This window comes from Micromonospora zingiberis, from assembly GCF_004331455.1.
In the GTDB taxonomy this organism is placed as follows: domain Bacteria; phylum Actinomycetota; class Actinomycetes; order Mycobacteriales; family Micromonosporaceae; genus Micromonospora; species Micromonospora zingiberis.
The window spans coordinates 1-26,142 of the sequence record NZ_SJJR01000031.1 but is presented as its reverse complement, the minus strand read 5'-3'; the positions used below and the strand labels follow the sequence as shown (position 1 = coordinate 26,142).

Below are 26,142 nucleotides of genomic sequence, written 5' to 3'. Positions count from 1 at the left end.
GTGACTCTATGCATGAAAACTTTCAGTAGGCAAGTGGTCGACTCAGCTCCGAGCTGCGGTTTCGCGACGGTGATCCGGAGGGCGGCTACCGGCGGGCCGGGTGAGGTGCGACGGCTCGGTAGGATCCGCACGGCGGTCGAGCAGAGGAGTTGCCATGCAGCCGGACGGCCCCTACCGGTACACCCACCTGCTGGGCGGGTCACCGGTCGGCAAAGCGTGGGCGGCCCTCGACCAGCAGGGCCGGTTCGTGACGGTCGCCGTTCTGGACGCCACTGTGGCCGCCGCGCCGGGCTGGCGGGAGGCGTTCGCCGGCATCGTGAACAACCTCGCCCAGGCACCCGGCGGAACCCCCTTCGCGTACGCCGACTTCTCGGCCGCCGCCCCCTGGGTCGCGTACGGCGCGGAGGCCGGCCCGGCGGCGGAGAAACTCTTCCGGGCCCTTGGCGTCGACTACCAGCCCGTGCCCACGCCCGGCCCACCGGCGAGCCCGCCGTCGCCCGTCTCCGGCCCGCCGATTTCCGGTAGCCCGCAGCCGATCTCCGGCCCGCCGCAATCCGTCTCCGGCCCGCCCCAGCCGGTCTCCGGCGCACCACAACCCGTGTCGGGTGCACCGCAGCCGGTCTCGGGTGCACCGCAGCCGGTCGGCCCGATTCCCACCCAGCCGGTCTACTCGGACCCGGTCTCGGGTGCGCCGACCTCGCCCAGCTTCGGCCCGTCCTTCGACGATCCGGCGCAGCGCGACCCGTTCACCTCCCCGGCCCGCCGGATCCAACCCTCCGCGCCCGCCAAGCGCCAGCCGGGCCTCTGGGTCGCGGTCGCCGCACTGCTGCTGGTGGCCGCCATCGGTGGTGGTGCGGGCGTCTGGGCCATCTCGGCGGGCGGGACCGACGACCCGTCGCCGGTGGCCGCTCCGACCGCCACCCCGGCCCCACCCGGGCTCAAGCCCTGGGCCGAGGCCACCCCGCGCAGCCCGCAGGAGCACGCCCTCGCCACGGCCGCGCCCGCGATGGTCTTCCTCGACGCCATCTTCACCGGCTACGTCCGCAACAAGCAGGACAATGCCCTGCTGCACCCGGAGCCCTTCACCTTCAGCCGGCGCTGCACGGGCGTCGTGGTCAACCACGATGGACACGTCCTCACCAACGCCCAGTGCGTGGCGCCCACGGTGGGCATCCTGCTCGAACACGCGCTCGGCTCGCTGGCCGACACCCTCGTCGCGGAGGGCAAGCTGAAGGCCGGCGAAGTCGGCGGATACGTCCGGGGCCGGCAGGCGAGCAGCGCCTTCACCGGCCCGGATGCCGGCACCGAACCGGTGGCCACCCTGCACGGGCAGTTGAACGTGGCCAAGGGCGACCTCAAGGACGCGCCGGCGATTCCCGGCACCGTCGTGCGTGCCCTCACCGTGGAGGAAGGCAACCTCGCGCTGGTCAAGCTCGACCAGGCGAACCTTCCCGCCGCCGAGCTGAACACCTCCGCCACGATCGCTGCGGGGACGGCGCTGCACGTCCTCGGCTACGCCACCACCGACGTGGAGTACCGCTCCGCCACCTACCAGGTGCGGGCCAAGGCGGTCGAGGTGACCGACGTCGACATCGAATCGTCGGCGTACCGGATCAGCGAGGATGTCGGCGCCTACTCACGCGGCGGGATCGCGATCGACCCGCAGGGACGGGTGGTCGGGATGCTCGACAACGACCTGCTGGCGCCCGAGCGGCCGAACCGCCTCGTGGCACCCGTGTCCCGGCTGACCGGGCTGCTCGGCGCGGCCGGGGTGGAGAACCGCCTCGGCGAGCCCGACCAGCGCTACCGCAGCGCACTCGACGCGTACTTCCGTGGTGACGAGGCGAAGGCCGCGCCACAGTTCGCGGAGGTCGCGGAGCAGGCGCCCGCCAACGCGCTGGCACCGGCGTACCGCGAGGCGGCCATCGCCGCCGGAGGCGACGCAGGGTCCCGACCCGGCTGGGCGGTGCCACTGCTCGTCGCCGCCGGAATCGCGCTCGCGGCGGGGCTCGGCGCGCTGGTCTGGTCCCGGCTGCGCGCGAAACGCTAGCCGGTCAACCCTGCCGGCTGTGCTGTTTGACCGCGAACTCGCAGACGTCGAGCAGCCGCCGCACCGCGCGCATGGTCTGCACCACGTTGGCCGGGATCCCCGACCAGGTGTGGACGTCGTCGACGTCCTTCGACGGTGGAGACGGCGATTCTCATGGCGAGGATTCTGCCGTAGCCGTGGTACGCCAGGCGGGGCGCGGGTGACCGGCTAGTCGGTCGGTTTGCCGAGTACCGGCGCCAGCGCCTCGTCGAAGAGCGGGGTCAGCTTGCCGGCGTACTCGGTCGTGACGTGGTTGCCGTCGCGCCGGACGATGACGCCGCCGACGAAGATCGGGCACCGCCCGGCGGCGCAGAACCAGTCCGTGGTGGCGATGTGCCAGGAACCCCGGCCACCCCAGGCCCGCCGCTCCGCCTCGGCGTACGACCGGTGCTCGTCGCCGAGCCGGGAGACGCAGTCGTCGGGGGTGGAGACCCGGGTGATGCAACTCTTCGGATCCTGACCGACGGGCGGCGGTTGCAGGGCGACGATCTTCCCTGCGCCGGTGAGCCAGTTCTCCCGGGCGGCACGGGCCGCCTGCTCCCAGCCGGACAGCGACGGGTAGCCACCGGTGCCGGTGAACCGTTGGTGGTACGCGTTGCTCACGATCACCAGGTCCGGCCGGCCGTTCTCGATGACGGTCCGTACCGCCTGCCGGTGACCGGGACAGGCTCGGGTGATGCGTTCGATCGGCGAGACGGTGTCCGCGGCGAGGAACGGGCAGCCGGCAAACGTCAGGTCCTGGACCACCCATCCCGCCGGCTCCAGGCCCCCCCGCACCAGCGGCAGCCAGGCGCTGGCCATGGAGTCTCCGACGACAACCGCCCACCGGGCGGGACGCGGTGCCGGGACGGCGCAGTCGTTGCCGTTCGGGATCGCCGGCCGGCACCCCTGCCCGTCGCCACGGGTGATACCCAGGTCGCCCAGTTCGCCGGGGGGAGGGGTCAGCACCGGCCAGTCGGCGGCAGCCAGGGCGGTGTGGATCTGCGCCGTCAACTCGTCCTGCGAGGTGACCACCGTCGGTTGCGTCGGGGCGTACGGTGACGGGTTACGTACCGCCATCGCGGTGACGGTGCCCACCGTGGCGACCAGCGCCACCGACCCGGCGACCCGCCGCACCAACGCCGCCCTGGTCCGTCGGTGCGGCACGCCCGGCTGCCGCCGCTCCAACCAGGACGACCGGCGGACCGGATCCTCGACCAGGTGGTAGGTGAGCACCGAGAGCAGCGCCGTGCCGACGAGGGTGAGCACCGCGATGGCGTACCCGCCGGTGGGCAGCGCCGCGCCGATCAGGATGAGCAGCGGAAAGTGCCACAGGTAAAGGGAGTAGGAGATGTCGCCGACGTACCGGACGGCGCGGTTGGTCAGCGGGAACATCAGCCGCTGCCCGCCGACACCCCCGGCGATGACCAGTGCCGTCGAGATCACCGCCAGGAAGGCACCCGGGACCGGGAAGGGCGACTCGGCGGTGATGGCGAGCACCGAGACGACCAGGCCGGTCAGGCCCAGCCACTGGTATGCCGGACGTGCCGCCGCCGGGATCCGGGCCAACAGCGGTGCCGCCACCGCGAGCAGGGCACCGACGCCCAGTTCCCAGACCCGGGAGAAGGTCGAGAAGTACGCGACCGTCGGACGATGGTCGACCTCCCAGAGCGCGAAGAGGATCGAGGCCAGCACGATCGCACCGAGGACCAGGCCCACCGCCCACCGGGACCGGCTGCCGTAGCGACCTCGACGGGCGGCGAGGCCCAGCACCGCCACCAGCAGCACCGGCCAGACCAGGTAGAACTGCTCCTCGACCGAGAGCGACCAGTAGTGCCGCAGCGGTGAGACCGGACCGTCGGTCTGCCAGTAGTCGGTGCCGGTGGCCGCGAAGCGCCAGTTGGCCGCGAAGAGGCTGGCCCAGAGCGCGTCCCAGGCCGTCGACCGCACCCGTTCGCCGAGGAACAGCAGCGACGACGCGAGGTACGTGCTCACCAGGACCAGCATCGCCAGCGGCAGGATCCGCCGGGCCCGCCGACGGTAGAAGTCCACGAAGGAGACCCGGCCCCGCCGGTCGTGCTCGTCCAGCAGCAGGCCCGTGATCAGGAAGCCGGAGATCACGAAGAAGACGTCCACCCCGACGAACCCGCCGGCCGGCCAACGGAAGACGTGTTCGAGGACCACCACCACGACCGCGAAGGCCCGTAGCCCCTGGATGTCCGGCCGGAAACCGGACGGTGCGGCGACCGGGCGTCGAGGGACGGTTGCCCGGTCAGTCCCGCGCATCGGTCGTAGCCTGGCCGACCCGCTGCCTGCCGACCACCCGGCGGAGCCTGGCCAGCGGACCCGGTCGATCGGCGGAAGCGTCCGGCTCGTTCGGCGCGACGGGATCCGCCGATCCCAGCGCGGAACTGGTCAGCACCATCAGGACGACGATCCAGGTCAACCCGTCGACGGAGAGCGGGTTCCAGACCACCTCGGTGAACGAGTAGACGATGAACAGCGCCACCGGCGCCTTGGCGGAGAGGGCCCGGCCGTCGACGACCGGTGCGCGTAGCAGGGTGGCCAGCAGGAAGGTCCACAGGGTCAGGGCGACGAAACCACCGGAGAAGATCGCCAACACGTACCCCGAGTGGAAGAAGTGGTACGGGGCCTCGCCGATGTCCCGCAGGTAGTACCACTTGGAGACACCGACGCCAGTGGCCTCCGAACCGGCGATGTACTCCCGGACGTGGACCCAGATGTTGCCCCGGTTGCTCAGGGTGGTCCTGGACGCGCTCCAGGTCAGGTAGGTGGCCGTCGCCGCGGCTCCGACGACCAGGGCCAGGCAGAGGGCGAAATGGATGTGCGGGTACGACCGCCGCCGTTCGAGCAGCGCGGCACCGAGCACCCACCCGCCCACCGCGGCGAGCGCCAGGTAGCTGGTCCGTGATCCGGTGGCGACGATGATCAGCAGGCAGAACGCCACCACCGCCAACCGCTCCGCGCGGCGCAGCGCGCAGACGGCGGCGACCAGCACGAACGAGGCGATCAAGGCGACGTAGTTCTCGGAGTTGTAGAAGCTCTTGAACAGTGCCCCCGCCACCGAGCACTTCTCCAACTGCCCGTCGGTGCAGGCCCGCCACGCCTGTCCGTAGCCGGCCGTCGGGATCGTCAGGATCGACAGGACGGCCAGCCCGGTGTAGGCCAGCGCGCCGAGGCTCACCGTGGCGCTGGCCCCCAGCAGCCAGGCCGCCAGCAGCAGGAGCCCTGCGGTGGCGTACGCCGGCAGCCTCGACCCGTACACGCCGTCGCCGCTGAGCAGGTCCACGCCGAGGCACCAGAGCAGCAGTGCGGCGGCCAGCCCCAGGCAGACCCGTCGCCAGACTCCGGGCGGTCCCCACAGCCGCTGCGGACCGGTGGCCACCAGCCAGCCGACCAGTGCGAGCACCAGCAGGCCGATCAGCGCCGACGAGTGGTCACCGGCGATCACCGGCGCGGCGTTCGCGAGCACCGCGAATCCGATGAACGCGATGGCGGTCGTACCGCCGCCGAAGGTGACGGCGACGGCTCGCCGCGCGTGGACCAGCCACCCGGCCACCGCGAGGCCGCCCGCGCTCAGCAGGACACCGAAGAGTGTGGTCACCTCAGACCCTTTCCATGGGACGTGCCGAAGGGGGTGTGCCGGCCCGGTCGCGGCGAACGGCGGCGGCGAGGCAGCCCCAGAGCAGTACGGCGAGCAGCGCGTCGCACGCCAGGCTGGAGACGATAGCGCCCTGCCATCCGTAGGCCGGGATGAGCCACAGGTTCAGCAGTGCGTTGAGCACGCCGATGCCGATCTGGCAGATGGTCCGCCGTCCCTGCATCCGCGCCCCGGACAGCGCGTCGGCGGCGAGGTAGTGCAGCGACTTCAACACCAGCAGCGCGCTGAGCCCTTGCAGCGCCGGGATGGCCGCCTCGAAGTCGTCCCCGAAGACCAGCGGCATCATCCAGGCGAACGCGACCAGCAGCAGGCTCACCGGCACGCTGAACGCCAGGAAGCGCGGCACCAGCCCACGGGCCATCCGCAGCGCCTCGCGTGGGCCGTTGCGGCCCGCTTCGAAGAAGCCGGGGTAGGCGACCGAGCCCATGGTCCGGGCCGGGGTGTAGGCGAGGTCGACCACCCGGTAGGCCGCCGCGTAGATGGCGGCGCTCTCCGGGGTGCCCAGGCGGGACAGCATGACCTTGTCGCTGTCGTTGTAGACCGACTGGGCCGAGAGCCCGACGGCGAACAGCATCCCGGTCCGGGCCTGCCGCAGCGAACCCCGTACGCCCAGGGCCTGGCCGGCGGCACCGCGCAGGCCGCCCAGGACCACGGGTAGGCACACGACGATCGAGATCACCACGGAGGTCGTCGCCCAGCCGCGCAGCGTCACCGGCCCCGCCGAGAGGGCCAGCGCCACGGCTCCGGCCAGCCGACAGACATGCAGCAGGGCGGGAATGAGCGCGGCGAGCATGATCCGGCCACGGACATGGAACGAGGCCGCCACGGCCTCGATGAGCCGCCAGGCGACCAGATCCGCGAAGGCGAGACAGAGCAGGTCGACAAGGCCGACGTGGGCGCCCCAGATGGCCAGACCCGCAGCGGTCACCAACACCGTGGCCGCCGAGCCGAAGACCGTGGACAGGAACAGGCCACGGCACAGGTGGCGGGGCCAGTCGGACGGCGAGTCGGCGTAGTTCTGGACGATCAGGCTCGGCGCACCGGCTGAGGCGAAGGGCGACACCACCGCGACGAGCGCGGTGACACCGACGAACAGTCCGTAGGTGTCGATCGCCATTTCCCGCGCCAGCAGCACGTAGAGGGCGCCCTGCGCGAGGGTACGCAGCAGGTTTCCGGTGAAGAACTTGCCGAACTTGTGCAGGAAACCGTCGCCGCCACCGGACCTGCCTCGCCAGCGCGACCGCTGTGGCTGCCGGTCCTGCTCGGTCGCCGGCCGGTCCACGTCGCCCGGAACGGCCGTCATCGCAGGGCCTCCACCCACCGGCGACCCACCTCGGTGGGGTCCAGTGCCGCGCATCGGGCGTGCCAGGCCTTCTCGAAGTCCGCGACGGTGGGCCGTCCGCCACCGGTCAGGTGCAGGATCGCCTCGGCGAGCGCCGCCGGTGAGGTGTCCGCCGCCAGGGTGCCCGGCACGAACGTCGGGATCATCTCGTCCACGGCGGGCACCGGCAGGGCGGCGACGGGCAGCCCGGCCTCGGCGGCCTCCACCAGGCTGAAGCCGAACGTCTCGGCGCGGGACGGGTGCACCAGCAGGTCCGCCTCGGCGAGCAGCCCGGCCACCCCCGGCACCCGGCCCAGGAAGGTCGTGCGGTCGGCCAGTCCGAGCGTACGAGCCCTGTCGTGGAGGAGGTCGCGCTGCGCACCGTCACCGGCGAGGGTCAGGTGGTAGTTCGCGGGCAGCAGCGCCAGCGCTTCGAGCGCGCCGCAGTGGTTCTTGATCGGGCGGAACGCGCCGGCGGTCAGGAGTCTGATCCGCTCGTGGTCGGCGACCTCGCGGGGCGGCACGAACGGCCTGGGTGGCATCAGGTTGGGAATGGTCACCACCGGCTGCCCCGGGGCGAGTTGCCCTACGGTCCGCGCCACCCCGTCGGAGACGGCGACCACGAGGCGGGGCCGTAGTCCCCTGACCCGGGCCATCCGGGCGAGCGCGCGTACCCGGCCGTCGACGCGCAGCCGCTCCGGCAGCAGGGAGTGTTCCCAGGCGACGAAGCTGCGGTCGGAGCCGGCCAGGGCGGCACCGACCGGGACGCTGCCCCACAACCCGCTCGCCACGATCCGTACGTCCGCCGGGAGTGCCCGTAGCCGGCGTCGCAACGGTGGGACCGCCTCCATCAGGCGGGTGATCCGGGTGCCCAGGCCGAGGGCGTCGATCGCCAGGCCGTCCAGGGTGGGTGGCACCGACCCGGACAGGACGGTCGCCGACACCTCGACACCCTGGGCCCGCAGCTCCCGGATCAGCAGTGCCGCCGCGAGTTCCATGCCGAACAGCGGTTCCAGCTGGGGGAGTACGAAGTGCAGACGCATCAACGGGACCCGCCCGCCCGGAGCGAGTCGGAGTCACCGACGGTCCGCGAGCCGCGCATCGCGACGCGTTCGAGCGCGGATCTCGGCACGAGACCGAGCGCCGCCAGGGCCGCGTTGCGGGCCGACGGGGGCGAGTTGCGGCGGATGGCGCGCACCATCTCCCGTACGCCCTCGCGGTCGCGCGCCTGGAGTGCGTACCGCAGGGTCTGCGCGGCGATGAAGTCGGAGAAGGTCTCCGGCGCCCACACTCCCTCCCAGCGCCGGGCCCAGTCCCAGGAGGTACGCCAGTCGGCACCGGCCGAGATCGACCCCGGGCTCCCCACCGTGTAGATGGCGGTCGCCTCCTCGATCTGCACGATCTTCGCTCGCGGGAGCCGGGCCACCCGGACCAGCCAGTCCCAGTCCTGGTGCCGGGGCAACGACTCGTCCCACCGACACTGCCGGGCGACGTCCACAGTGGTCAGCAGTGTCGAGGTGGGCAGCGACTGGCGACCGACACCGAGTTGCCGGCGGCGGAAGAGGTAGTCCTCGGGCAGCGTGCCGTCGGCGATCAGCGTGGTCGGTACGGCGGACGGAAGCGGGGTGCCGCCCGCCTTGCGTTGCAGCGTTCGGGAGGACACCACCGGCAGCCAGCCCTGCCCGGCCAGCCGTTCCAGGACGGGCAGTTGGGCGGCGAGCTTGCCGGGCAGCCAGGCGTCGTCATCGTCGAGGAACGCCACGTGGGTGCCGGCGGCGGCATGCTGGACCCCGAGGTTGCGGGCGTACGATCCCCGCCGTCCGCCGCCGGTGCAGACGATCTCGTCGATCTGGTCGCGCAGCTCCGCCACGGCGGTCGGCACTTCGGCCAGGTCGCAGACCACCACCAGGTGTACGGACACGCCCCGCTGGGCGCGGGCTGTGGCGACCGCCTCCGCGAGGCTGGGCCTACCCGTGGTCGGGATGACCACCGAAACGTCCGGCATCGGATTCTCCAAGAACTCGGCTGAGCGCCACCGTGCCGAGTCGGCGGCGCGTACGGCGGGAACCGTCGGTGCGGGGTGTCCCCGAGGCCGATCGGAGCGGAGCCTACCGCCCGCCCGGCCCGGAGTCCGACCGGTCGCTCAGCGACCACCGCCGCGGAACACCTCGGCCACGGTCCGCAGGAGGACCTTGGCGTCCAGCCACAGCGACCAGTTCTCGATGTAGTAGTTGTCGAACCGGGCCCGGTCCGAGATCGGGGTGTCCCCGCGCAGGCCGCTGACCTGGGCGAGGCCGGTGAGGCCGACCGGGACCCGGTGCCGCATCGCGTAGCTCGGGTACTCGGCGGAGAACTTCTCGACGAAGTACGGGCGCTCGGGGCGCGGCCCGACGACACTCATGTCGCCCTTGAGGATGTTCCACAGTTGGGGCAACTCGTCCAGGGAGGTACGCCGCAGGAACCGACCGATCGGCGACACCCGCCGGTCGTTCGCTATCGACCAGTTGGTCTGCGACTCGTGCTCGTCGAGTGGCCGCATGGTGCGGAACTTGATGATGTCGAACGGCTTGCCGTGCCGGCCGATGCGCTCCTGGCGGAAGAAGATGCCCCGACCGCCGTCGACGAACGCCAGCACCGCGCACAGCACCAGGATCGGGCTGAGCAGCAGCATCGCCAACCCGGCGAAGATCACGTCCGAGGCGCGCTTGAGGGCCCAGTGCGGCCCCGACAGCGTGGTGTCGCCCACCTGGACGATCGGGATGGCGCCGATGTGGTCACCGTGTGACCGGGAACCCCAGAGTCGGGGCGCGGCCCACAGGTCGCAGTTGGCCACCCGCGGCTGCCGCAGGATCTCCATCAGCACCAGCTCGGGGCACGCCGGGTCGGCGATGATCAGCACGTCGCACTCGGTCAGCCGGACCAGGTGTTCGAGCTGGTCGAGTGTGCCGATCACCGGCACCGGTGACGAGGTCGCCGGGGAGGGGCTGTCCACGTGCCCCACGAACCGCAGGCCGTACCTCGGATAGCGGCGCAGGAGTCGGGCGAGTTCCACGGCGGTCGGACCGCTGCCGATGATGATGGCGTTGTGCTCGACCCAGCGCTGACGGCGGGCCAGGGTGGCGATCTCCCTGGTGAGCAGGCGACCGGCGAGCACCAGGACGGCGGCGATCGCCATTCCGCGGATGAACCCGACGAGGTACTGCGGTGAGTCGTGGCGCAGCGCGGCGATGATGACGACGATCGCCGAGGAGGCCAGCAGCCGGCCGCAGAGGCTCGGCAACTCGTCGAGGATGCTCACGTGCCGGCGGGCGTGATAGAGCCCGCCGGCGGCGAAGATGGCCACCGTCAGGCCGGTCATGGTGAGGGTGCCGCGCCAGTACTGCTGACTGACCAGCAGCGGCGACAGCAGCGCGGCGACGTCGACGGGGGCCGTCAACATCCAGGCCCGCAGGCCCCGGGTCCGGGTCGAGGTACGGGATCCGGGGTACGGCAGCACCGCCGTCACTTCGAGGCCCGGCCGCGCCTTGTCGCCGTTTCCCGCTGGTGTCGGCCGCACCTCGCCCGGATCGGCCGGGCTGGCAGGTTCACCGTCGTCGTCTGATTCCGCTGTCGTGGATCGTTCACCCGGCACCGTTGCCCCCACCGTATCGGGCACGCTCGTGGCCGGGTAACCCACGACAGGTTGCCTCGACATTGCAGTTCCTCCCCCGTGGAGTGACATCCGTTGACGCCTGAGAAGCCACCGGAGCGAACGCAGGATACGGCGGCTCTGGCGACAGCCGCCAGAGCCGCCAGGCGAATTCGTGGCCTATTTTCCGGCGCTGAGGATCTCCTCGACCGCGTCCCGTCGAACGGCGTCGTAGAAGCTGGACGCCTTGTCCGCGTCCTCGAAGACGACGCTCTCGCTGCCGACCCGCCCGGTTCCCTTGGTCGGGTTGGTCATGAAGGTCAGGTCGTTGCCGCGCAGGCCGCGTAGGTCCATCGCCATGTCCACAAGAGACATGTCCTTGTCCACGGATACGGCGCTCGACGTGGCGCGGACAAACGAATTGAGCTTGGTGGGATTTGCCAAGATTCCACCGGATGCGGCTTTGTCCAGAATTGCCTTGATGACCTGCTGCTGATGCTTGATCCGGGTGAAATCGCCGTCGGCGAACTGCTTGCGCTGCCGCGAGAAGTCCAACGCGGTGGCCCCGTCCATCTGTTGTTTGCCCTGCTGGAAGGTGCGGAACGGCGGGTGGATCGAAGTGAACTTCTTCGCCGAGTTGATCTCGATGCCGCCGAGGGCGTCGATGATCTCGGTGAATCCGGCGAAGTCCACCATCATCACGTGGTCGATCCGGACCTTGGTGTACTGCTCCACGGTCTGCACCATCAGCGGCAGGCCACCCCAGGCGTACGCGGCGTTGATCTTCGCGTCACGGCCGCCGCGCCCCTGCTTCGTGCGGGGGATCGAGACCCAGGTGTCGCGGGGGATCGAGACGAGTTGCGCGCCGGAACGGTCCTTCGGTATGTGCGCCAGGATGATGGTGTCGGCGCGCGAGCCGCCGGTGCTCTCCGGATCCCGCGAGTCGCTACCCAGGATCAGCATGTTCAAGGCGCCCGTGGCGACGACCTCGGGGCGGGTCTCCTCGGGAATGCTGTCGAAGGCATCGAAGCGCTCGATGTCCGACTCGACCGACTTGAGATAGAAGCCGGCGGCTACCGCCCCGCCGATCCCGATCAGTGCCAGCACCACCACGCTGATCAGCGTGATCCGCAGCCACCGTCGGCGCGGTTTGCCGCCCGGTGCGTCCGCTGTCGTTTCCGGCCCGTCGGTGCCCTCCGCCGGCAGATTCTTCTCCGGAACGGCGGCCCCCGCCTGCTCTTCACTCGACATGGCCGCGATGCTACTGAACCTCACGTATGCGGGGTGCCCCGGCAGGGGCGTACCAATCAGGTCACCGGGTCATTGTGTTACCCCCATGTTTCGATCCGTCTGGTACAACCCTGCAGTGGACGCCGTCAAGCTGCGTCGGGCCATCGCCCGCACCCGCCTCGCCCCCGTCGCCGCCTTCCCCAAGCGGCTGGTCGCGGTGGCCCGTCACGACGCCAAGGTGCTGCGCACCTCGGCCCGATGGCTGGTCGCCTCACGAGAGCATCACAACTACACGTACGAGCTGACCAAGCTCAGCCGTAGCCACCTCGCCTGGTTCGTCAGCGTGGTCTGTGACCTGCCGGTCCAGCAGGTCCGCGGCTACCTGGAGGAGATCGAGTCGGACGACGCGCTGCGCCAGCACATCGCCTCGGCCACCGCCGGCGCCGCCCGTCGCGGCCTGGCCGACAAGCAGGTCCGGTACGCCCGGCGGATCGGCTGGTACGCGATCGTGCGGGCCCGCCGGCCCGCACACGTCGTGGAAACCGGGGTGGACAAGGGATTGGGCAGTTGCGTACTGGCCGCCGCCCTGCTGCGCAACGCCGCCGAGGGGCACCCCGGCCGGGTCAGCTCCATCGACATCAACCCCGAGGCCGGCTACCTCGCCCGGGTCGCCCCCTGGTCCGAGGTGATCGACCTGGTGATCGGAGACTCGGTCGAGTCGATCAGCGCCCTGGACCGGCCGGTCGACCTGTTCCTGCACGACAGCGACCACAGCCGGGCGTACGAGAAGCGCGAGTTCGACGCCGTCGAGCCGAAGCTGGCCCCGGCGGCGATGCTGCTCACCGACAACGTCACCCACACCAATGTGCTGGCCCGGCACGCCGAGCGCACCGGCCGCAGGTTCCTCGCCTACCGGGAGACCCCCGCGAACCACTGGTACCCGGGGGACGGCATCGGCGTGGCATGGTGACCGGGTGCGGCTCAGTGAGATCAACACGTATCCGATCAAGGGTTGTCGCGGTCTGACCCACGACGAGGCCGAGGTGCGGCCATGGGGGCTCGACGGCGACCGGCGCTGGATGCTGGTCGACGCCGACGGGGTCGGGATCACCCAGCGGGAAACCACCGCGCTGGTCCGGGTGCGCGTCCGGCCGGATCGCGATGGCCTGCGGCTCAGTGCCGCCGGCCAGCCGGACCTGCTGGTACCGGAGCCGACCGGCGCCGCCCCGGTCCAGGTCCGCACGTTCCGGCGCCGGTTGCTGCGGGTCGACGCGCTGCCCGCCGGCCCGGCCGCCGACACCTGGCTCGGCACCGTGCTCGACCGGCCGGTCCGCCTGGTCTGGCTCGCCCAGCCGGCCCGACACGTCGAACCGGGCCGCAAGAAGTACGACCCGGGCGATCAGGTCAGCTTCGCCGACGCGTATCCGGTCCTGCTGACCAGCACCGCGTCGCTGGCCGCGCTCGGCGACTGGCTCACCGAGGCCGGCGCGGAGCCGGTCCCGATGACCCGGTTCCGGCCCAACCTGGTGGTCGACGGGGCACCCGCCTGGGCGGAGGACGGCTGGGAAGGACGCGAGATGCGGATCGGTGGCGTCGCCTTCCGCGCCGCCGGGCCGTCGGCCCGCTGCCTGGTCACCACCACCGACCAGGAAACCGGCGTACGCGGCCGGGAGCCGCTGCGTACCCTCGCACGGCACCGCAACATCGACCGTCAGCTCCTGTTCGGACTGAACGTGGTGCCGCTGGAGTCCGGTCGGCTGCGGATCGGTGACCGGGTGGCTCTGACTGGTTGATCTCGTCTTATCTTTCGCTTAGTTCGCTTGTCCGGCATGGCCGTCGTCCGGAAGCATCGGTGCGCGTGACCGACGGAACCGACGGCCCCGCCGCACGGACAACAGCCCAGCGTCCCCGCCGGGGTCGCTGGCTGGCTGGCGGGGCCGTGGCCCTCATCGCCACGGTCCTCGGGCTCACCCTGGCGCTGCGCTCGGGCGCCGCACCCGCCTGCGCCGCGCCGATCCGGCCGCACACCGCCGCCGCGCTGCTCGCCCCACCCGCCGCCGGCACCCTCCACCAGGGCAAGGCGACCTTTTACGACTCGAAGGGCGCGGGCGGCAACTGCTCCTATCCCGCCGCCCCCGCGGATCGGCTCTACGTCGCGCTCGGCCCCGACGAGTACGCCGACGGCGCGGCCTGCGGCGGATATCTCGACGTGACGGGCCCGAAGGGCAAGGTGCGGGTCATGGTGATGGACCAGTGCCCGGAGTGCGGCCCCGGACACCTCGACCTGTCCAGGGAGGCGTTCGCCCGGATCGCCGACCCGGTCCGGGGCATCGTCGACGTCAGCTACCGCCTGGTCGTCGACCCGCCGCTGGCCGGCCCGCTCACCTTCCGGATCAAGGAAGGCGCGTCGCAGTGGTGGTTCGCGGTCCTGGTCGCCGGGCACGGCAACCCGCTGCGCGCCGTCGAGGTACGCCAGGGCAGTTCGGGTGGCTGGCGGGCGGCGAGCCGGGAAAGCTACAACTACTGGCTGATCGACTCCGGGGCCGGCCCCGGCCCGTACCAGATCCGGGTCACCGACAGCCGTGGCCACCGGGTCATCGCCAGTGGCATCCGGATGGCACCGGGTCAGGTGCAACGCAGCACGGTCCGGATGTACGGCGCCGCCTCGGGCGGGTCGACCACGACGTCCGCGTCGCCCACGGCCGGTCCGAAATCAGCCACCAGCGCGGCGGCCCGGCCGAGTCCGTCCCCGTCGACCGAGGTGCCGGCCGCCACGCCGACCTCCGCCGCAGCGACTTCGGACGTTGCGACCTCCGGCCGGGCGACCGAGGAGGCGGCGGCACTCGCACCCGCGTCGCTCGCGGCGGCCCCGCCCGCCTGCCGGTGACAGCCGAGCAAACCTTCCCGACCCGGTCGGCCGGCCCGGCTCGGTTCCCGGCTGCCCCGCCGGGCGTTGCTCGTCCCTGGATCTTGGTGCGAAACGGCCCCCATGCGGGCCATTTCGCACCAAGATCCGCGACGGACAGAATTTAGTTCGGCGGTTGGTCCTCGGTCAGGCTGAGCCACATCAGGATCTCGTCTCGGTCGTCGTCGGGGGCGACCCGGATGGCCCCGGGCCACCGGCCCACCTCCCGGTACCCGAGCCGCTGGTAGAACCGGTCCAGCCCCAGCCCGTCCCGCACGGTCACGTGCAGCGCGGCCAGCCCGAGGTCCCGGCCGACCTGGGCGGCCGTACGCATCAGCGCCTCGCCGACGCCACGTCCCTGCGCGTCCGGGTGCACCATGACCCGGGTGAGCACCCGCAGGTGCGGCTTCAGGTGGAACCGGGGATCGGTGAAGATCGCCATGGCGACGAGCCGATCGTCGTGGTAACCGAGCAGCAGCCGGTCCGGACCTTCCGCGATGCCCGCCAGGGTCGGGTCGGCGATCGTCCGTACCTCGTCGGCGGTGACCGGTGCCACGAAGCCGACCGCGCCACCGGCGTTGGTGACGTCGACCCAGAGCGCGACGATCCGGGCGCGCAGGTCAGGGGTCAGCTCGGGATCGAGTACGAAACGCAGGCTCACGGCGCTCATCCTCGCCGGGCCGGCCGCCCGGTGCGTGCGATCGTGATGCTCCCGACAGGGAGATGTCGCTGGTGCGGGAGGGGGGATTCGAACCCCCACGTCCTTTCGGACAATAGGACCTAAACCTACCGCGGCTGCCATTACGCCACTCCCGCCGACCCTCAGAGTCTAGGGCGTCGCCCCGGCACGGTGTCGAGCCCTCCGCCGCGTGATCGACACCGTCTCGGCGCAGTGGCGGTATCGGGCCGACCGGATACTCGCGGTTCCGCCGTAACGGAGTCGATCACCCCCGGTCGGTGCCTCAGTCCAGGCCGAGGTCGCGGCGCAGTTTGGCGACGTGACCGGTGGCCTTGACGTTGTAGAGCGCCCGCTCGATCTTGCCGTTCTCGTCGATCACGAACGTCGACCGGATCACGCCGGTGACGGTGCGGCCGTACGACTGCTTCTCGCCGTACGCCCCGTAGGCGGTCAGCACCGCCTTGTCGGTGTCGGCGACCAGCGGGAAGGTGATCGCGTCGCGCTCGCGGAACGTGGCCAGCTTCTCCGGCTTGTCCGGCGAGATGCCGATCACCTCGTAGCCGGCGGCCTGTAGGGAGGCGAGCGAGTCGCGGAAGTCGCAGGCCTGCTTGGTGCAGCCGGGGGTCATCGCCGCCGGGTAGGCGTACAGGATGACCTTGCGTCCGCGCAGGTCGGCCAGGGTGAGCTGGGTGCCGGCGTCGGTGGGGAGGGTGAACTCGGGCGCCGGGTCACCGGGGGAGAGGCGGGCGGGTGCGGTCATGGCACGACCCTACCGCCGGGCCGGACGGGCCCCGTCGGGCGCCGCGCCCGGTCGGGCGTGACGAATCCCATGCTGTTGCCAGGTATTGGCAACAGCATGGGACGAGAAATACGCTCACCCTGCCGGCGAGCGCGGGCCCGCCGTCACGTGGGAGGTCACGTGGAAACACTGGCGATGCACATCTCGAACGGGATCATCAACGGTCCCGTCGCCGCGCTCTTCGCGGTGATCGCACTGGCCGCGATGGCGCTCGCCGTCCAGCGTGGCCGGCAGGACCTGGACGACCGGCTGGCCCCGATGGCCGGGCTGGTCGCCGCCTTCATCTTCGCCGTACAGATGCTCAACTTCCCGATCTTCACCGCCGGAGTCAGCGGCCACCTGCTCGGTGGCGCGCTCGCCGCCATGCTGGTCGGTCCCTGGGTCGGTGCGCTGTGCCTCGCGGTGGTGCTGGTGGTGCAGGCGCTCGTCTTCGGCGACGGCGGCGTGGCCATGCTCGGCCTCAGCATCACCAACATGGCCGTGATCGGCGTCGCGGTGGCGTACCTGCTGATCGCGCTGCTGCTGCGGGTGCTGCCGCGTACCGTCGCCGGGTTGGCCGTCACCGCCTTCGTCGCCGCGCTGGTCAGCGTGGTCGTCGCGGCGTTGGGTTTCGTGTTGCAGTACTGGCTCGGCGGCACCGCCGACCTCGGCGGCAACCTGGCCGGGCTGGCCGGGACGATGGCCGTGTCCCACCTGTTCATCGGCATCGGCGAGGGCCTGATCACCGCCACCACCGTGGTCACCGTGGCGAAGGTCCGACCCGACCTGGTGTACGCGCTGCGCGCCCGCAGGCCGGCCACCCCGGCGACCGTCCCCACCGTCGGAGGCGTCCGGTGAAGCGTTCCTGGGGTTTCCTCGCCGGAGGGCTGCTGGTGGCCCTGCTGCTGGCCGGCGTGGTGAGCAACTTCGCCTCGCCGCACCCGGACGGGCTGGACTCGTCGCTGCGGGAGGGCTGCACCGTCGACGCGGACGGCGAGATCACCGGCGGCAGCTGCCCGGCCCAGCAGGAGAAGGAACACGAGATCGGCGGACCGCTGGCCGACTACGGCATCGCCGGCCTCGACAACGACTTCCTCTCCACCGGCCTGTCCGGCGGGCTGGGCGTACTGCTCACCTTCGCGGTGGCCGGCGGCGCGTTCTGGCTGGTCCGTCGGCGCGGCACCGGACCGGCCGGGTCGCCCGACGTGGACCGGCCGGGCACACCCACGCCGAGTCAGGGGTAGTGCCGGTGGGCGCCGGGCACGCGCACGTGCTCTACCGGGACGCCAACTCACCGGTGCACCGGCTGCCGCCGGAGGTGAAGATCGCGGCGATGGTGGCGTTCACCGTCGCCGTGGTCGCCACCCCGCGCGCGGCGTTCTGGGCCATCGGCGCGTACGCCCTGCTGGTGGCGGTGGTGGCGGCGCTGGCCCGGGTGAGCCTGCCCTGGCTGCTGACCCGGTCGGCGATCGAACTGCCCTTCGTGCTGTTCGCGTTCGCACTGCCGTTCATCGGCGCGGGCGAGCGGGTGGAGGCGCTCGGCATGAGCCTGTCCGTCGAGGGTCTCCACGGCGCGTGGAACATCCTCGCCAAGGGCACCCTCGGGGTCTGGGCGTCGCTGCTGCTGGCCGCGACCACCACCACCCGCGACCTGATCGTCGGGCTGGACCGGCTGCGCTGCCCGCAGATCATCACCCAGATCGCCACCTTCATGCTGCGCTACCTGGACGTGCTGGTCGGCGAGGCCCGCCGAATGCGGGTCGCCCGGATCTCCCGGGGTGACGACCCGCGCTTCCTCTGGCAACTGCGCGGCTTCGCCGCCGGCATCGGCACGCTGTTCCTGCGCGCCTTCGAACGAGGTGAGCGGGTCTACCTGGCGATGCTGTCGCGCGGCTACACCGGCCGGATGCCGGCGGTGTGGCAGGGCGCGGGGGCGGCCACCACCGGGCAGTGGCTGATCGGGGCGACCGTACCGCTGCTGGCCGGCACCGTCGCCGCCACCGCCGTCGTGCTGACATGATTCAGGACGTGCCCTCGACCACCCCCAGCCTCGACGTGCGTGGCGTCCGGTACGCCTACCCGGACGGGCACGTCGCCCTGCACGGGGTGGACCTGACGGTGGCCCGGGGCGAACGGGTCGCGCTGCTCGGCCCCAACGGCGCCGGCAAGACCACGCTGGTGCTGCACCTCAACGGCATCCTCACCGCCACCGAGGGCAGCATCACCGTCGGCGGCCTGGCGGTCGAGGCGGACCGGGCGCGCCTGGCCGAGATCCGTCGGCGCGTCGGCATCGTCTTCCAGGACCCGGACGACCAGCTCTTCCTGCCCACCGTCGCCGAGGACGTGGCGTTCGGGCCGGCCAACCTCGGGCTGCGCGGGGCGGACCTCGCCGCCCGGGTGGACGAGGCGCTGGCCGCGGTGGGCATGTCCGCGCAGCGCGACCGGGCCCCACACCACCTCTCCTTCGGGCAGCGGCGCCGGGTGGCGGTGGCCACCGTACTGGCCATGCGCCCGGAGATCCTGGTGCTCGACGAACCGTCGTCGAACCTCGACCCGGCGGCCCGCCGGGAACTCGCCACCATCCTGCGCGCCCTGCCGGTGACCCTGCTGATGGTCACCCACGATTTGCCGTACGCCTTCGAACTCTGCGACCGGTCGGTGATCCTCGACGCCGGCCGGATCGTGGCCGACGGACCCACCGCCGACCTGCTCGGCGACGAGGAACTACTCGCCCGGCACCGCCTCGAACTGCCGTACCCGTTCAGCCCCGTCCGGAAGTAGCCGCTCCGGCGGGTGCGGCGGCGACCGCGCGGCCGGTGGCGTGCAGCCGCAGGGCGGCGGCGGCGAGCGCGCCCGCCCCGACGGCGATGACCAGGGCCACCAGCAGCCGGGCGAGCGTCGGTGGCCACGGCACCGGTACGACGGCCCGAGCCAGGATGGCCGCGTTGGTCACCCCGGCGAACAGGGCCAGACACGCCCCGGCCAACGCCACCACGAAATCGGCGCCGGGCCGACGGCGCGACGCCCACCGGGCGGCGGCGAGCGCGCCGAGCCCGGCCAGCAGCGTCCACAGCGGCCCGGTCAGCAACCCGACCAGCACGGCACCGACCCCCGCCGCCCCGGCGTCCAGCACCCGACCGACGGCGAGCAGCACCGCCGCCGCCCCGCCGGCCGCCAGCAGCGCGCCGACCCCGACCAACGCCCGGCCGCCGGGGGCCGAGGCCGCCGGGAGCAGCCCGAGCGCACCCACCGCGAGCGCGCCGAGGACGGCCACCACCCACCAGTGGTACGCGTCCGGCGGCGGCACCCAGTCCAGGGTGCCGCGGATCTCCACCGGCCCGTGCGCGTCGCGCAGCGGCACCACCCAGTCGCGTACCCGGTGCTCCCGATCGGGGGCGGCGCGGACCTGGGCGGGCGGCCCCGCCTCGCGCCACAGCGCCCGCTGATCGTGCCAACGGGCGGTCGAACCGGCGTCGACCCGTCGCCACTGCGGCTCGGCCGCCGGATCCGCCTCCGCCGGCAGGACGGTGTCCCCGACGATGGTGCGGTTCAGGTACGTCGCGGGGGACCGGGTGTTCTCGTACACCCCGTCCGGTCCGACCCGCAGGTACGGCTCGCCGGAGTAGCCGATCACCTCGACCGGCTCGTCGCCGGTGTTGGTCAGCTCCAGCCGGGCCCCCGCCTCGATCACCCGTACCCGAAGTTGCGGCCGGTCCGGGGCCACGGCGGTGACCTCGACCCGGTAGTCGGTCCCGTTCGGCGCGTCGGCACCGTGCGCCACCGCCGGGGCGGCGGTGGCCAGCAGCGCGGTCACCGTACCGGCGAGCAGCAGCCCGACCCGGGTCAGCAGCACTCCGCTCACCGGCCGGCGGCCTCCACCGCCGCGGTGATGTTCTCCGGCGTCCACTCCCGCACCTGCTGACCGTTCACCAGGACGGTCGGGGTGCCGGTGACCTTGGCGCGGGTGGCCTCCTCGCTGACGTGCGCGGTCCACGGCTTGAACTTCCCGTCCCGTACGCAGGCGCCGAAACTGTCCCGGTTCAACCCGACCTCGGCGCCGATGTCGATCAGCTCGTCGTTGCTCAGCCCGGCACTGTTCTCCGGCGGCTGCTTGTCGAACAGCGCCTTGCCGAACGCGTGGAACTCCCCACCCTCGGCGGCGCAGCCGGACGCGGCCGACGCGCGGGTCGAGTACTCGGTGCTGGAGAAACGGTTCAGGTAGGCCACCGGGTGGTACACCACCCGGACCTTGCCGTCATTGATCAGCTTGTCGATCGTGGCGCCACTGGTCTGCTCGAACTGCTTGCAGGCCGGGCAGAGGTAGTCCTCGTAGATGTCGATCGTCACCGGCCCGTTGCCGACCACGATGCCGGTGCCGTCCCCGGTCGCGCCCGGCGGCGCGGTGAACTCCCGGGAACCCTGGCTGGACAGCGCGCTCCAGCCGATCAGGCCGGCGACCACCAGCACCGCCACCGCGCCGATCGAAATCCACAGCGTCCGCTTGCGTCGCCGCTCCCGGGCCAGATGCTCCCGGACCACGCGGGCCGCGTCCTTGCGCCCCTTGCGACTACTCATCCTCGTCCTCCACCGGTTCGCCCGTCAGCGCGCCGTCCACCGAGACGGCCGTGCGGGGCCAGATCAGCAGGAACCCGGCCAACGCCAGGAAGCCCAGGTCCCGAAGTACCTCTGGGAAGTAACTGGGGCTCTGCCCGGCCGGCAACTGGCCGCCGGTGCCGAAGCAGCCGCAGTCGATCGCCAGCCCTCGCGACCAGGCCGAGACGATGCCCGCGATGAAGACCACCAGCAGCGCCCCGGAGACCCCGGCGACCAGCCGGGTGGCCAGCCCGAGCAGCAGCAGTACGCCGAGCGCCAGCTCGACGAAGGGCAGCACCGCCCCGACCACCACCGACACGTCGTACGGCAGCACCTGGTAGGCGTGCACGGCCCGGCCGGAGGCGGCCAGGTCGCCGACCTTCGACGCCCCCGCGTACAGCCAGACGGCGGCCAGGCCGAGCCGGACGGCCAGCCCGAACCAGGGCAGCAGCTTCCAGTTCACCCGGCCAGCGCCTCGCCGACGGCGTCCACCAGTTCGCTGCGGGCCCGGGCCACCCGGGACCGGATCGTGCCCACCGGCACCCCCTCCACGGCGGCGGCCTCCGCGTACGACAGGCCCAACAGTTGGGTGAGCACGAACGCGCCACGCCGCTCGGCCGGTAGCCGGCGGAGCAGGTCGGCCGCGCCGAACTGCCCGGCCGGGTCCGGGTGCGGCACATCCGTGTACGCGTCGGCGGTGAGCCGCTGGGCCAGCCGGCGGCGCCGAACCACCGTGCGCAGGTGGTCGGCGCAGGTCCGCCGGGCGATGCCGAGCAGCCAGGTACGGGCGGTCGACCGCCCCTCGAAGGCCGGCAGCGCGCGAAACGCCCGCAGGTACGTCTCCTGGGTCAGGTCGTCGGCGCTGTCCGAATCGACCAGGGCCGCCGCGAACCGCCACACCTCGGACTGGGTGGCCCGGACGAAGTCGGCCTGGGCGACCGGGTCGCCACCCCGGGCGGCCAGCGCGGCGGCGGTGGCCGAATCGGGCATCACCGCCGATTCCGGCGTACGGTCACCGGCCGCCTCGGAGTCGGTGGCGGCGGCGTCGCGCGGGGCGGGGATCACGACAACCCAGGTTACGCGGCGGTGCGCTGAGCAGCAGGGTCCTTCGGCCCTTCCGTGCCCGGCACGAACGGCGGGAACTTTTTCCCGCCACCGGCCGACTACCCGGGCATGACTCCCGGCCCCGAATCGGCGAGCATGGCCAGCATGACTGCCGCCCCTCGCCGCCGATTCGCCCGGCTGACCGCCGCCGCCGGTCTGCTGGTGACCGTCGTCGCCCTGCTGCTCGCGCCGGCGAGCCCGGCGACGGCGCACGCCGTGCTGTCCAGCAGCAGCCCCGCTGCCTCGTCCGTGGTGCCGAACGCCCCGACCGAGGTGGTGCTCACCTTCACCGAACCGGTCCGCAAGGTGCCGGACAAGATCCGGGTGATCGCGCCGGACGGTTCGCGGGCCGACCGGGGCGAGCCCACCTTCGCCGACAGCGTGGTGAACATCCCTGTCGACACGTCTGCGGGTAACGGCACCTACCTGGTCACCTACCGGGTGATCTCCGCCGACAGCCACCCGGTCTCCGGGGCGTTCACCTACTCCGTCGGCGCCCCCTCCGAACCACCGGTGGACACCGGCGACGACAGCCGGGCCGACCCGGTGGTCAGCAACGCGATCAAGGCCGGCAAGTTCGTCGGCTACGCGGGACTGCTGCTGCTGGTCGGCCCGGCGCTGGTGCTTGCCCTGCTCTGGCCGCGCCGGCTGCCCCGGACCGGCCCGGCCCGGCTGGCCTGGATCGGGCTCGGGCTGGTCGCGCTCGCCACGGTCACGGTGACCCTGTTGCAGGTGCCCTACACCAACGGCGGTGGGCCGTTCGACATCACCGGTGCCGGCCTGAGCCTGGTGCTCGGCAGCACGTTCGGCGCCGCCCACCTGGTCCGGCTGGGGCTGCTGGCCGCCGCCGCGGTCCTGCTCCGGCCGTTGCTCGCCGGCACGGCGGGCCGCACCGACCTGGTGATCCTCGGTGTGCTCGGCGGGGCGGCGCTGCTCACCTGGCCGCTGGCCGGGCACCCGGCGGCCTCGCCCGCCCCGGCCGTCTCGGTTGTCGTCGACGCGGTGCACCTGGGCAGCATGGCGGTCTGGCTGGGTGGCCTGGTGATGCTCGCGGCGTTCCTGCTGCCCCGGGCCGACGAGCGGGAGCTTGGCGCGATCCTGCCGATCTGGTCGCGGTGGGCCGCCCTGGCGGTGTCCGCGCTGCTGCTCGCCGGCATCGTCCAGGCGCTGATCGAGGTGGCCACCCCGACGGCGCTGGTGAGCACCACGTACGGCCGGCTCGTGCTGGCCAAGGTCGGGCTGTTCGCGCTGGTGATCGGGGTGGCCGCGTACTCGCGGCAGCTGGTACGCAAGCGGGTCGCGGCCAGCCGGCCGGCACCGGTACGCCGGGCGGTCTGGGTGGAGTTGGGGGTCACCGCGGTCGTGCTCGCCGTGACGGCGGTGCTGGTGCAGACCCCGCCGGCCCGCACCGCCGGCGCCGACGTGGCGGGTGCCCAGAGCGGCTACTTCACCACCACCGTGCAGAGCTCGCTCTACTCCATGCAGATCGAGATGTCACCGGCGCAGCGGGGCAACAACTCGGTGCACTTCTACACGTACACGCTGGAGAACCAGCCACTGCCGGTCGTGGAGTGGAAGGCCACCGTCGCGCTGCCGTCGGCCGGGATCGAGGCGATCGACGTACCGCTGCTGCCGTTGACCGACAACCACGCCACCGGCGAGATCAACCTGCCGGCGGCGGGCGAGTGGGAGCTGCGGGTGACCGCCCGGACCACCGAGATCGACCAGGCCACGGTGACCGCCACCGTGCCAATCCGATAGAGAGGTTCCATCGATGATCCGTCACCGGCGTACCGTAGGCGCCGTCGTCGCCCTGACGCTCGGCACCGTCGCCACGGCCGTGTTCGGTTTCGCGGCGCCCGCGTCGGCGCACGTGTCGATCAACCCGAGCGAGGCGGAACAGGGGGGCTACGGCCGCTTCGCGTTCCGGGTGCCGAACGAGAGTGACGAGGCCTCGACCACCAAGCTGGAGATCTTCCTGCCGGAGGACGCCCCGGTCGGTTCGGTGTCGACCATGCCGGTGCCCGGCTGGACGGTGGCGGTGGAGAAGCGCCGGGTCGACCCGCCGGTGCAGGTGCACGGCGCCGAGATCTCCGAGGTGGTGTCCAAGATCACCTGGACGGCCGGTGGCGACGCGGCGGCGATCGCCCCGGGCACCTTCCAGGAGTTCCCGATCTCCCTCGGCCCACTGCCCGAGGTGAACCAGATGGTCTTCAAGGCGTTGCAGACCTACTCCGACGGTGGCGTGGTGCGGTGGATCGACCCGCCGGAGCCGGGTGGCGAGGAGCCCGCCGCCCCGGCGCCGGTGCTCACCCTCACCGCGGCATCGTCGACGCCGGAGCCGGCCGGATCGCCCGCCGAATCCCCGGCTGCGGCCGGCGGGGCGGCCGAGGACGGCGACGAGGGTGGCAGCGGGCTGGCGGTCGGGCTGGGCACCGCCGGGCTGGTGGCCGGGCTGGCCGGGCTGGTGCTGGGCGGCCTGGCGTTCGCGCGTACCCGACGGGCCGACGGTGAGCCGGGTCAGCGCGGCGAGGCCACCCCGGCGACCCCCTGACCCCGATACCGGTCGACGCGAGACCCGCCGGACGCCCCGGCGGGTCTCGTCGTCTCAGGTCGACTGTCCGGAGCCTGCCGTGCACCGTGACGGTCAACCGGTGGCAGCCCGCCGTGGTTCCCGACAGTCTTCTCCGCGTCCCTGCCGATATCCACTGATCAGCCGTTCGTCCTAGGTAAGGTCGTCCGGGTATCTGGCTACGGAGAGGGACAGGGCGGATGCGTTTCGTGTGGACGCTGGCCGGAATGCTGTTGCTGGCCGTCGGCATCACCGCGCTGATCGGCGCCGCCGTGCTCGGCCTACTGACCGAACACGCCGACCCCGGCGGTGGGTACACCGCGCGGTTCGAGACCGTGCAGACCCCCGGACACGCGGTGGTGGTGAGCGACCTCGACGCGCTGGTACGCCAGGAGGTGCCGCTCGCCCGCGTCGGCGAGGCCCGGCTGCGACTGGACGCCCACACCCCCGACGGTCCGGCCTTCGTCGGGCTGGCCCCGACCGAGGAGGTGCGGTACTGGCTGGCGGGCGCCCCGTACGCCGTGGTCGAGCGAATGGCGTTGGCCCGTGGCCCGCTACCGGTCCGCTTGACGCAGGTCACCCCGGTCGACGGCGTGGCGACGACCGTCCCGGCCGGCCCCGGCGCACAGACCTTCTGGACCCGGGCCGGTAGCGGCGTACTGGAGTGGACCTCCGACGAGTTGGCCGGTCAGAAACTCAGTCTGGTGCTGATGCACCCCGACGGCGGCGCCGACCTGGCTCTGGAACTGCGCGCCGAGCTGCGGCCCGGCTGGCTCGTCCCGGCCACCTGGGGCTCGCTGGCCACCGGCATGCTGCTGGTGATCGTCGCCGGGTTGCTCCTGCTGCGCCCGGTCCGCCCCCGTGAGGTGGTCTTCGTGGTCGAACCGGACCAGGTGCCGATCCTCGCCGGCCGCCTCGGGATCAGCTCTCTCAGCGGACTGGGCACCCCGTCCCCGAACCCGTTCGCCGAGCGCCAGCTCGTCGCGGTAGGCAGCGCCCTGCCCGCCGCCCGCGCGGCCATCGCCCCCGTACCCCGCCCGCAAACCCTCGCCGACCTCCCCGCCCCCCACCACCCCCTACGCCCTCCCGCCCCACCCCACTAGGTTCCGTCTCGCGGATCTTGCGGGTCGAGGGCTGCGGGTAGGCCGATCGACGTTCGACGCGTCGAGCAAGGCGGGGAAGTGCGCACCGAGCATGTCGTACCTGGCCGCCTGGTCGCGCCAGTGCCTGCGCCGTTGAGGCCGCGTTCGACCTGGCTGCGTTGCTCGTCCACGGCGCGGTCCACCATCGCTGGTCGGCCACCCGATCGACACCGCCGTGCGACCCGGTCCGCTTCACCCGATCCCAGCCGCGGATCTTGGTACGGAACGGCCCCCATGAGGGCCGTTCCGTACCAAGATCCGCGAGACAGAACCTAGCCCCCGCACCGAAGACCCTGGGCCCCACCACCTCCCCCGCACCCGCGCACCCGCGCACCCGCGCACCCGCGCACCCGCGCACCCGCGCACCCGCGCACCCGCGCACCCGCGCACCCGCGCACCCGCGCACCCGCGCACCCGCGCACCCGCGCACCCGCGCACCC

The 26,142-nt window shown here is 72.4% G+C and carries 24 protein-coding genes and 1 tRNA gene; 11 read left to right on the top strand and 14 right to left on the bottom strand.

Going from position 1 to position 26,142, the window contains the following annotated elements; genetic code table 11:
• The first annotated feature begins 154 nt into the window (after positions 1-154).
• Positions 155-2,050 (top strand): trypsin-like peptidase domain-containing protein, encoded by a 1,896-nt coding sequence (locus tag E0H26_RS27515; RefSeq protein WP_165522004.1) that lies wholly within the window; start codon positions 155-157, stop codon positions 2,048-2,050.
• A gap of 207 nt (positions 2,051-2,257) precedes the next feature.
• On the opposite strand, the gene E0H26_RS27510 is transcribed toward E0H26_RS27515, so the two are convergent.
• The 7 genes from E0H26_RS27510 to E0H26_RS27480 form a co-directional block, all read right to left on the bottom strand.
• Positions 2,258-4,354 (bottom strand): acyltransferase family protein, encoded by a 2,097-nt coding sequence (locus E0H26_RS27510; RefSeq protein ID WP_131309089.1) that lies wholly within the window; start codon positions 4,352-4,354, stop codon positions 2,258-2,260.
• A complete protein-coding gene (locus E0H26_RS27505; protein ID WP_131309086.1) occupies positions 4,341-5,693 on the bottom strand; it encodes an O-antigen ligase family protein in 1,353 nt (450 codons plus the stop codon). The genes E0H26_RS27510 and E0H26_RS27505 overlap by 14 nt, the downstream gene beginning before the upstream one ends.
• Position 5,694: 1 nt before the next feature.
• Positions 5,695-7,053 (bottom strand): lipopolysaccharide biosynthesis protein, encoded by a 1,359-nt coding sequence (locus tag E0H26_RS27500; protein WP_165522003.1) that lies wholly within the window; start codon positions 7,051-7,053, stop codon positions 5,695-5,697.
• Positions 7,050-8,114, bottom strand: a complete 1,065-nt coding sequence (locus tag E0H26_RS30200) for a glycosyltransferase (protein WP_131309080.1) — start codon at positions 8,112-8,114, stop codon at positions 7,050-7,052. The genes E0H26_RS27500 and E0H26_RS30200 overlap by 4 nt, the downstream gene beginning before the upstream one ends.
• Complete coding sequence (locus E0H26_RS27490; RefSeq protein WP_131309077.1) at positions 8,114-9,076, bottom strand: glycosyltransferase family 2 protein; 963 nt, start codon at positions 9,074-9,076, stop codon at positions 8,114-8,116. Before E0H26_RS27490 ends, E0H26_RS30200 begins: the two co-directional genes overlap by 1 nt.
• Positions 9,077-9,214: 138 nt before the next feature.
• Positions 9,215-10,510, bottom strand: coding sequence for a sugar transferase (locus tag E0H26_RS27485; RefSeq protein ID WP_206025400.1), 1,296 nt, complete (start codon positions 10,508-10,510; stop codon positions 9,215-9,217).
• Between the two features lie 369 nt (positions 10,511-10,879).
• Positions 10,880-11,950, bottom strand: coding sequence for an LCP family protein (locus E0H26_RS27480; protein WP_131309071.1), 1,071 nt, complete (start codon positions 11,948-11,950; stop codon positions 10,880-10,882).
• A gap of 115 nt (positions 11,951-12,065) precedes the next feature.
• Between E0H26_RS27480 and E0H26_RS27475 the strand changes: the two genes are divergently transcribed.
• From E0H26_RS27475 to E0H26_RS27465, 3 genes are all read left to right on the top strand, one after another.
• Positions 12,066-12,899, top strand: a complete 834-nt coding sequence (locus tag E0H26_RS27475; protein ID WP_131309068.1) for a class I SAM-dependent methyltransferase — start codon at positions 12,066-12,068, stop codon at positions 12,897-12,899.
• A gap of 4 nt (positions 12,900-12,903) precedes the next feature.
• Positions 12,904-13,722, top strand: coding sequence for an MOSC domain-containing protein (locus E0H26_RS27470; protein WP_131309065.1), 819 nt, complete (start codon positions 12,904-12,906; stop codon positions 13,720-13,722).
• 65 nt (positions 13,723-13,787) lie between these two features.
• The gene (locus E0H26_RS27465) at positions 13,788-14,816 is read left to right on the top strand and encodes an expansin EXLX1 family cellulose-binding protein (RefSeq protein ID WP_240742418.1); all 1,029 of its coding nucleotides are present in this window, start codon (positions 13,788-13,790) and stop codon (positions 14,814-14,816) included.
• A 142-nt stretch (positions 14,817-14,958) separates the two neighbouring features.
• Here E0H26_RS27465 and E0H26_RS27460 read toward each other — a convergent pair whose 3' ends face one another.
• The 3 genes from E0H26_RS27460 to bcp all read right to left on the bottom strand — a co-directional run bounded on the left by E0H26_RS27460 (position 14,959) and on the right by bcp (position 16,273).
• Positions 14,959-15,495, bottom strand: coding sequence for a GNAT family N-acetyltransferase (locus E0H26_RS27460; RefSeq protein WP_131309059.1), 537 nt, complete (start codon positions 15,493-15,495; stop codon positions 14,959-14,961).
• Positions 15,496-15,564: 69 nt separating this feature from the next.
• Positions 15,565-15,650, bottom strand: a tRNA-Leu gene (locus tag E0H26_RS27455).
• 146 nt (positions 15,651-15,796) lie between these two features.
• The gene (gene bcp, locus E0H26_RS27450; protein ID WP_131309056.1) at positions 15,797-16,273 is read right to left on the bottom strand and encodes a thioredoxin-dependent thiol peroxidase; all 477 of its coding nucleotides are present in this window, start codon (positions 16,271-16,273) and stop codon (positions 15,797-15,799) included.
• Positions 16,274-16,432: 159 nt separating this feature from the next.
• Here bcp and E0H26_RS27445 point away from each other — a divergent pair, with 159 nt between their 5' ends.
• From E0H26_RS27445 to E0H26_RS27430, 4 genes are read left to right on the top strand one after another with little or no spacing between them, the layout of a single operon-like run.
• Positions 16,433-17,149: an energy-coupling factor ABC transporter permease gene (locus E0H26_RS27445; protein WP_131309054.1), complete on the top strand. Its 717-nt coding sequence runs from the start codon at positions 16,433-16,435 to the stop codon at positions 17,147-17,149.
• Positions 17,146-17,535 carry a PDGLE domain-containing protein gene (locus E0H26_RS27440; RefSeq protein ID WP_131309050.1) on the top strand — a complete coding sequence of 130 codons (390 nt, stop codon included), beginning with the start codon at positions 17,146-17,148 and terminating at the stop codon, positions 17,533-17,535. Before E0H26_RS27445 ends, E0H26_RS27440 begins: the two co-directional genes overlap by 4 nt.
• A gap of 5 nt (positions 17,536-17,540) precedes the next feature.
• The gene (gene cbiQ / locus E0H26_RS27435; protein ID WP_131309046.1) at positions 17,541-18,311 is read left to right on the top strand and encodes a cobalt ECF transporter T component CbiQ; all 771 of its coding nucleotides are present in this window, start codon (positions 17,541-17,543) and stop codon (positions 18,309-18,311) included.
• Positions 18,308-19,072: an energy-coupling factor ABC transporter ATP-binding protein gene (locus E0H26_RS27430; RefSeq protein ID WP_131309043.1), complete on the top strand. Its 765-nt coding sequence runs from the start codon at positions 18,308-18,310 to the stop codon at positions 19,070-19,072. Before cbiQ ends, E0H26_RS27430 begins: the two co-directional genes overlap by 4 nt.
• Here the strand turns inward: E0H26_RS27430 and E0H26_RS27425 are convergent.
• Genes E0H26_RS27425 through E0H26_RS27410 form a run of 4 tightly spaced genes read right to left on the bottom strand, consistent with a single transcriptional unit; the run spans position 19,053 to position 21,949 of the window.
• Positions 19,053-20,153 carry a hypothetical protein gene (locus E0H26_RS27425; protein ID WP_240742417.1) on the bottom strand — a complete coding sequence of 367 codons (1,101 nt, stop codon included), beginning with the start codon at positions 20,151-20,153 and terminating at the stop codon, positions 19,053-19,055. The two genes, E0H26_RS27430 and E0H26_RS27425, sit on opposite strands and share 20 nt — an antisense overlap.
• Positions 20,150-20,866: a DsbA family protein gene (locus E0H26_RS27420; RefSeq protein ID WP_131309040.1), complete on the bottom strand. Its 717-nt coding sequence runs from the start codon at positions 20,864-20,866 to the stop codon at positions 20,150-20,152. Before E0H26_RS27420 ends, E0H26_RS27425 begins: the two co-directional genes overlap by 4 nt.
• Positions 20,859-21,347, bottom strand: coding sequence for a MauE/DoxX family redox-associated membrane protein (locus tag E0H26_RS27415; RefSeq protein ID WP_131309037.1), 489 nt, complete (start codon positions 21,345-21,347; stop codon positions 20,859-20,861). The genes E0H26_RS27420 and E0H26_RS27415 overlap by 8 nt, the downstream gene beginning before the upstream one ends.
• On the bottom strand, positions 21,344-21,949 hold the full coding sequence (locus E0H26_RS27410; RefSeq protein WP_131309033.1) for a sigma-70 family RNA polymerase sigma factor: 606 nt from the start codon (positions 21,947-21,949) through the stop codon (positions 21,344-21,346). Before E0H26_RS27410 ends, E0H26_RS27415 begins: the two co-directional genes overlap by 4 nt.
• Positions 21,950-22,084: 135 nt before the next feature.
• On the opposite strand from E0H26_RS27410, the gene E0H26_RS27405 reads away from it, so the two are divergent.
• The 3 genes from E0H26_RS27405 (at position 22,085) to E0H26_RS30675 (ending at position 25,663) form a co-directional block, all read left to right on the top strand.
• Positions 22,085-23,749 (top strand): copper resistance CopC/CopD family protein, encoded by a 1,665-nt coding sequence (locus tag E0H26_RS27405; RefSeq protein ID WP_131309030.1) that lies wholly within the window; start codon positions 22,085-22,087, stop codon positions 23,747-23,749.
• Between the two features lie 13 nt (positions 23,750-23,762).
• Positions 23,763-24,542, top strand: coding sequence for a YcnI family copper-binding membrane protein (locus tag E0H26_RS27400; RefSeq protein WP_131309027.1), 780 nt, complete (start codon positions 23,763-23,765; stop codon positions 24,540-24,542).
• A 218-nt stretch (positions 24,543-24,760) separates the two neighbouring features.
• A complete protein-coding gene (locus E0H26_RS30675; protein ID WP_131309024.1) occupies positions 24,761-25,663 on the top strand; it encodes a hypothetical protein in 903 nt (300 codons plus the stop codon).
• Positions 25,664-26,142 lie beyond the last annotated feature (479 nt).

Excerpts from the sequence above, each read along its gene's own strand:
- E0H26_RS27500 (WP_165522003.1), bottom strand. The coding sequence starts at position 7,053 with ATGACGGCCGTTCCGGGCGACGTGGACCGGCCGGCGACCGAGCAGGAC.
- E0H26_RS27515 (WP_165522004.1), top strand. The coding sequence starts at position 155 with ATGCAGCCGGACGGCCCCTACCGGTACACCCACCTGCTGGGCGGGTCA.
- E0H26_RS27485 (WP_206025400.1), bottom strand. The coding sequence starts at position 10,510 with ATGTTGACGGCCCCCGTCGACGTCGCCGCGCTGCTGTCGCCGCTGCTG.
- E0H26_RS30675 (WP_131309024.1), top strand. The coding sequence starts at position 24,761 with ATGCGTTTCGTGTGGACGCTGGCCGGAATGCTGTTGCTGGCCGTCGGC.
- bcp (WP_131309056.1), bottom strand. The coding sequence starts at position 16,273 with ATGACCGCACCCGCCCGCCTCTCCCCCGGTGACCCGGCGCCCGAGTTC.
- E0H26_RS27490 (WP_131309077.1), bottom strand. The coding sequence starts at position 9,076 with ATGCCGGACGTTTCGGTGGTCATCCCGACCACGGGTAGGCCCAGCCTC.
- E0H26_RS27480 (WP_131309071.1), bottom strand. The coding sequence starts at position 11,950 with ATGTCGAGTGAAGAGCAGGCGGGGGCCGCCGTTCCGGAGAAGAATCTG.
- E0H26_RS27405 (WP_131309030.1), top strand. The coding sequence starts at position 22,085 with ATGGCCAGCATGACTGCCGCCCCTCGCCGCCGATTCGCCCGGCTGACC.
- E0H26_RS27420 (WP_131309040.1), bottom strand. The coding sequence starts at position 20,866 with ATGAGTAGTCGCAAGGGGCGCAAGGACGCGGCCCGCGTGGTCCGGGAG.
- E0H26_RS30200 (WP_131309080.1), bottom strand. The coding sequence starts at position 8,114 with ATGCGTCTGCACTTCGTACTCCCCCAGCTGGAACCGCTGTTCGGCATG.
- E0H26_RS27510 (WP_131309089.1), bottom strand. The coding sequence starts at position 4,354 with ATGCGCGGGACTGACCGGGCAACCGTCCCTCGACGCCCGGTCGCCGCA.
- E0H26_RS27400 (WP_131309027.1), top strand. The coding sequence starts at position 23,763 with ATGATCCGTCACCGGCGTACCGTAGGCGCCGTCGTCGCCCTGACGCTC.
- E0H26_RS27430 (WP_131309043.1), top strand. The coding sequence starts at position 18,308 with ATGATTCAGGACGTGCCCTCGACCACCCCCAGCCTCGACGTGCGTGGC.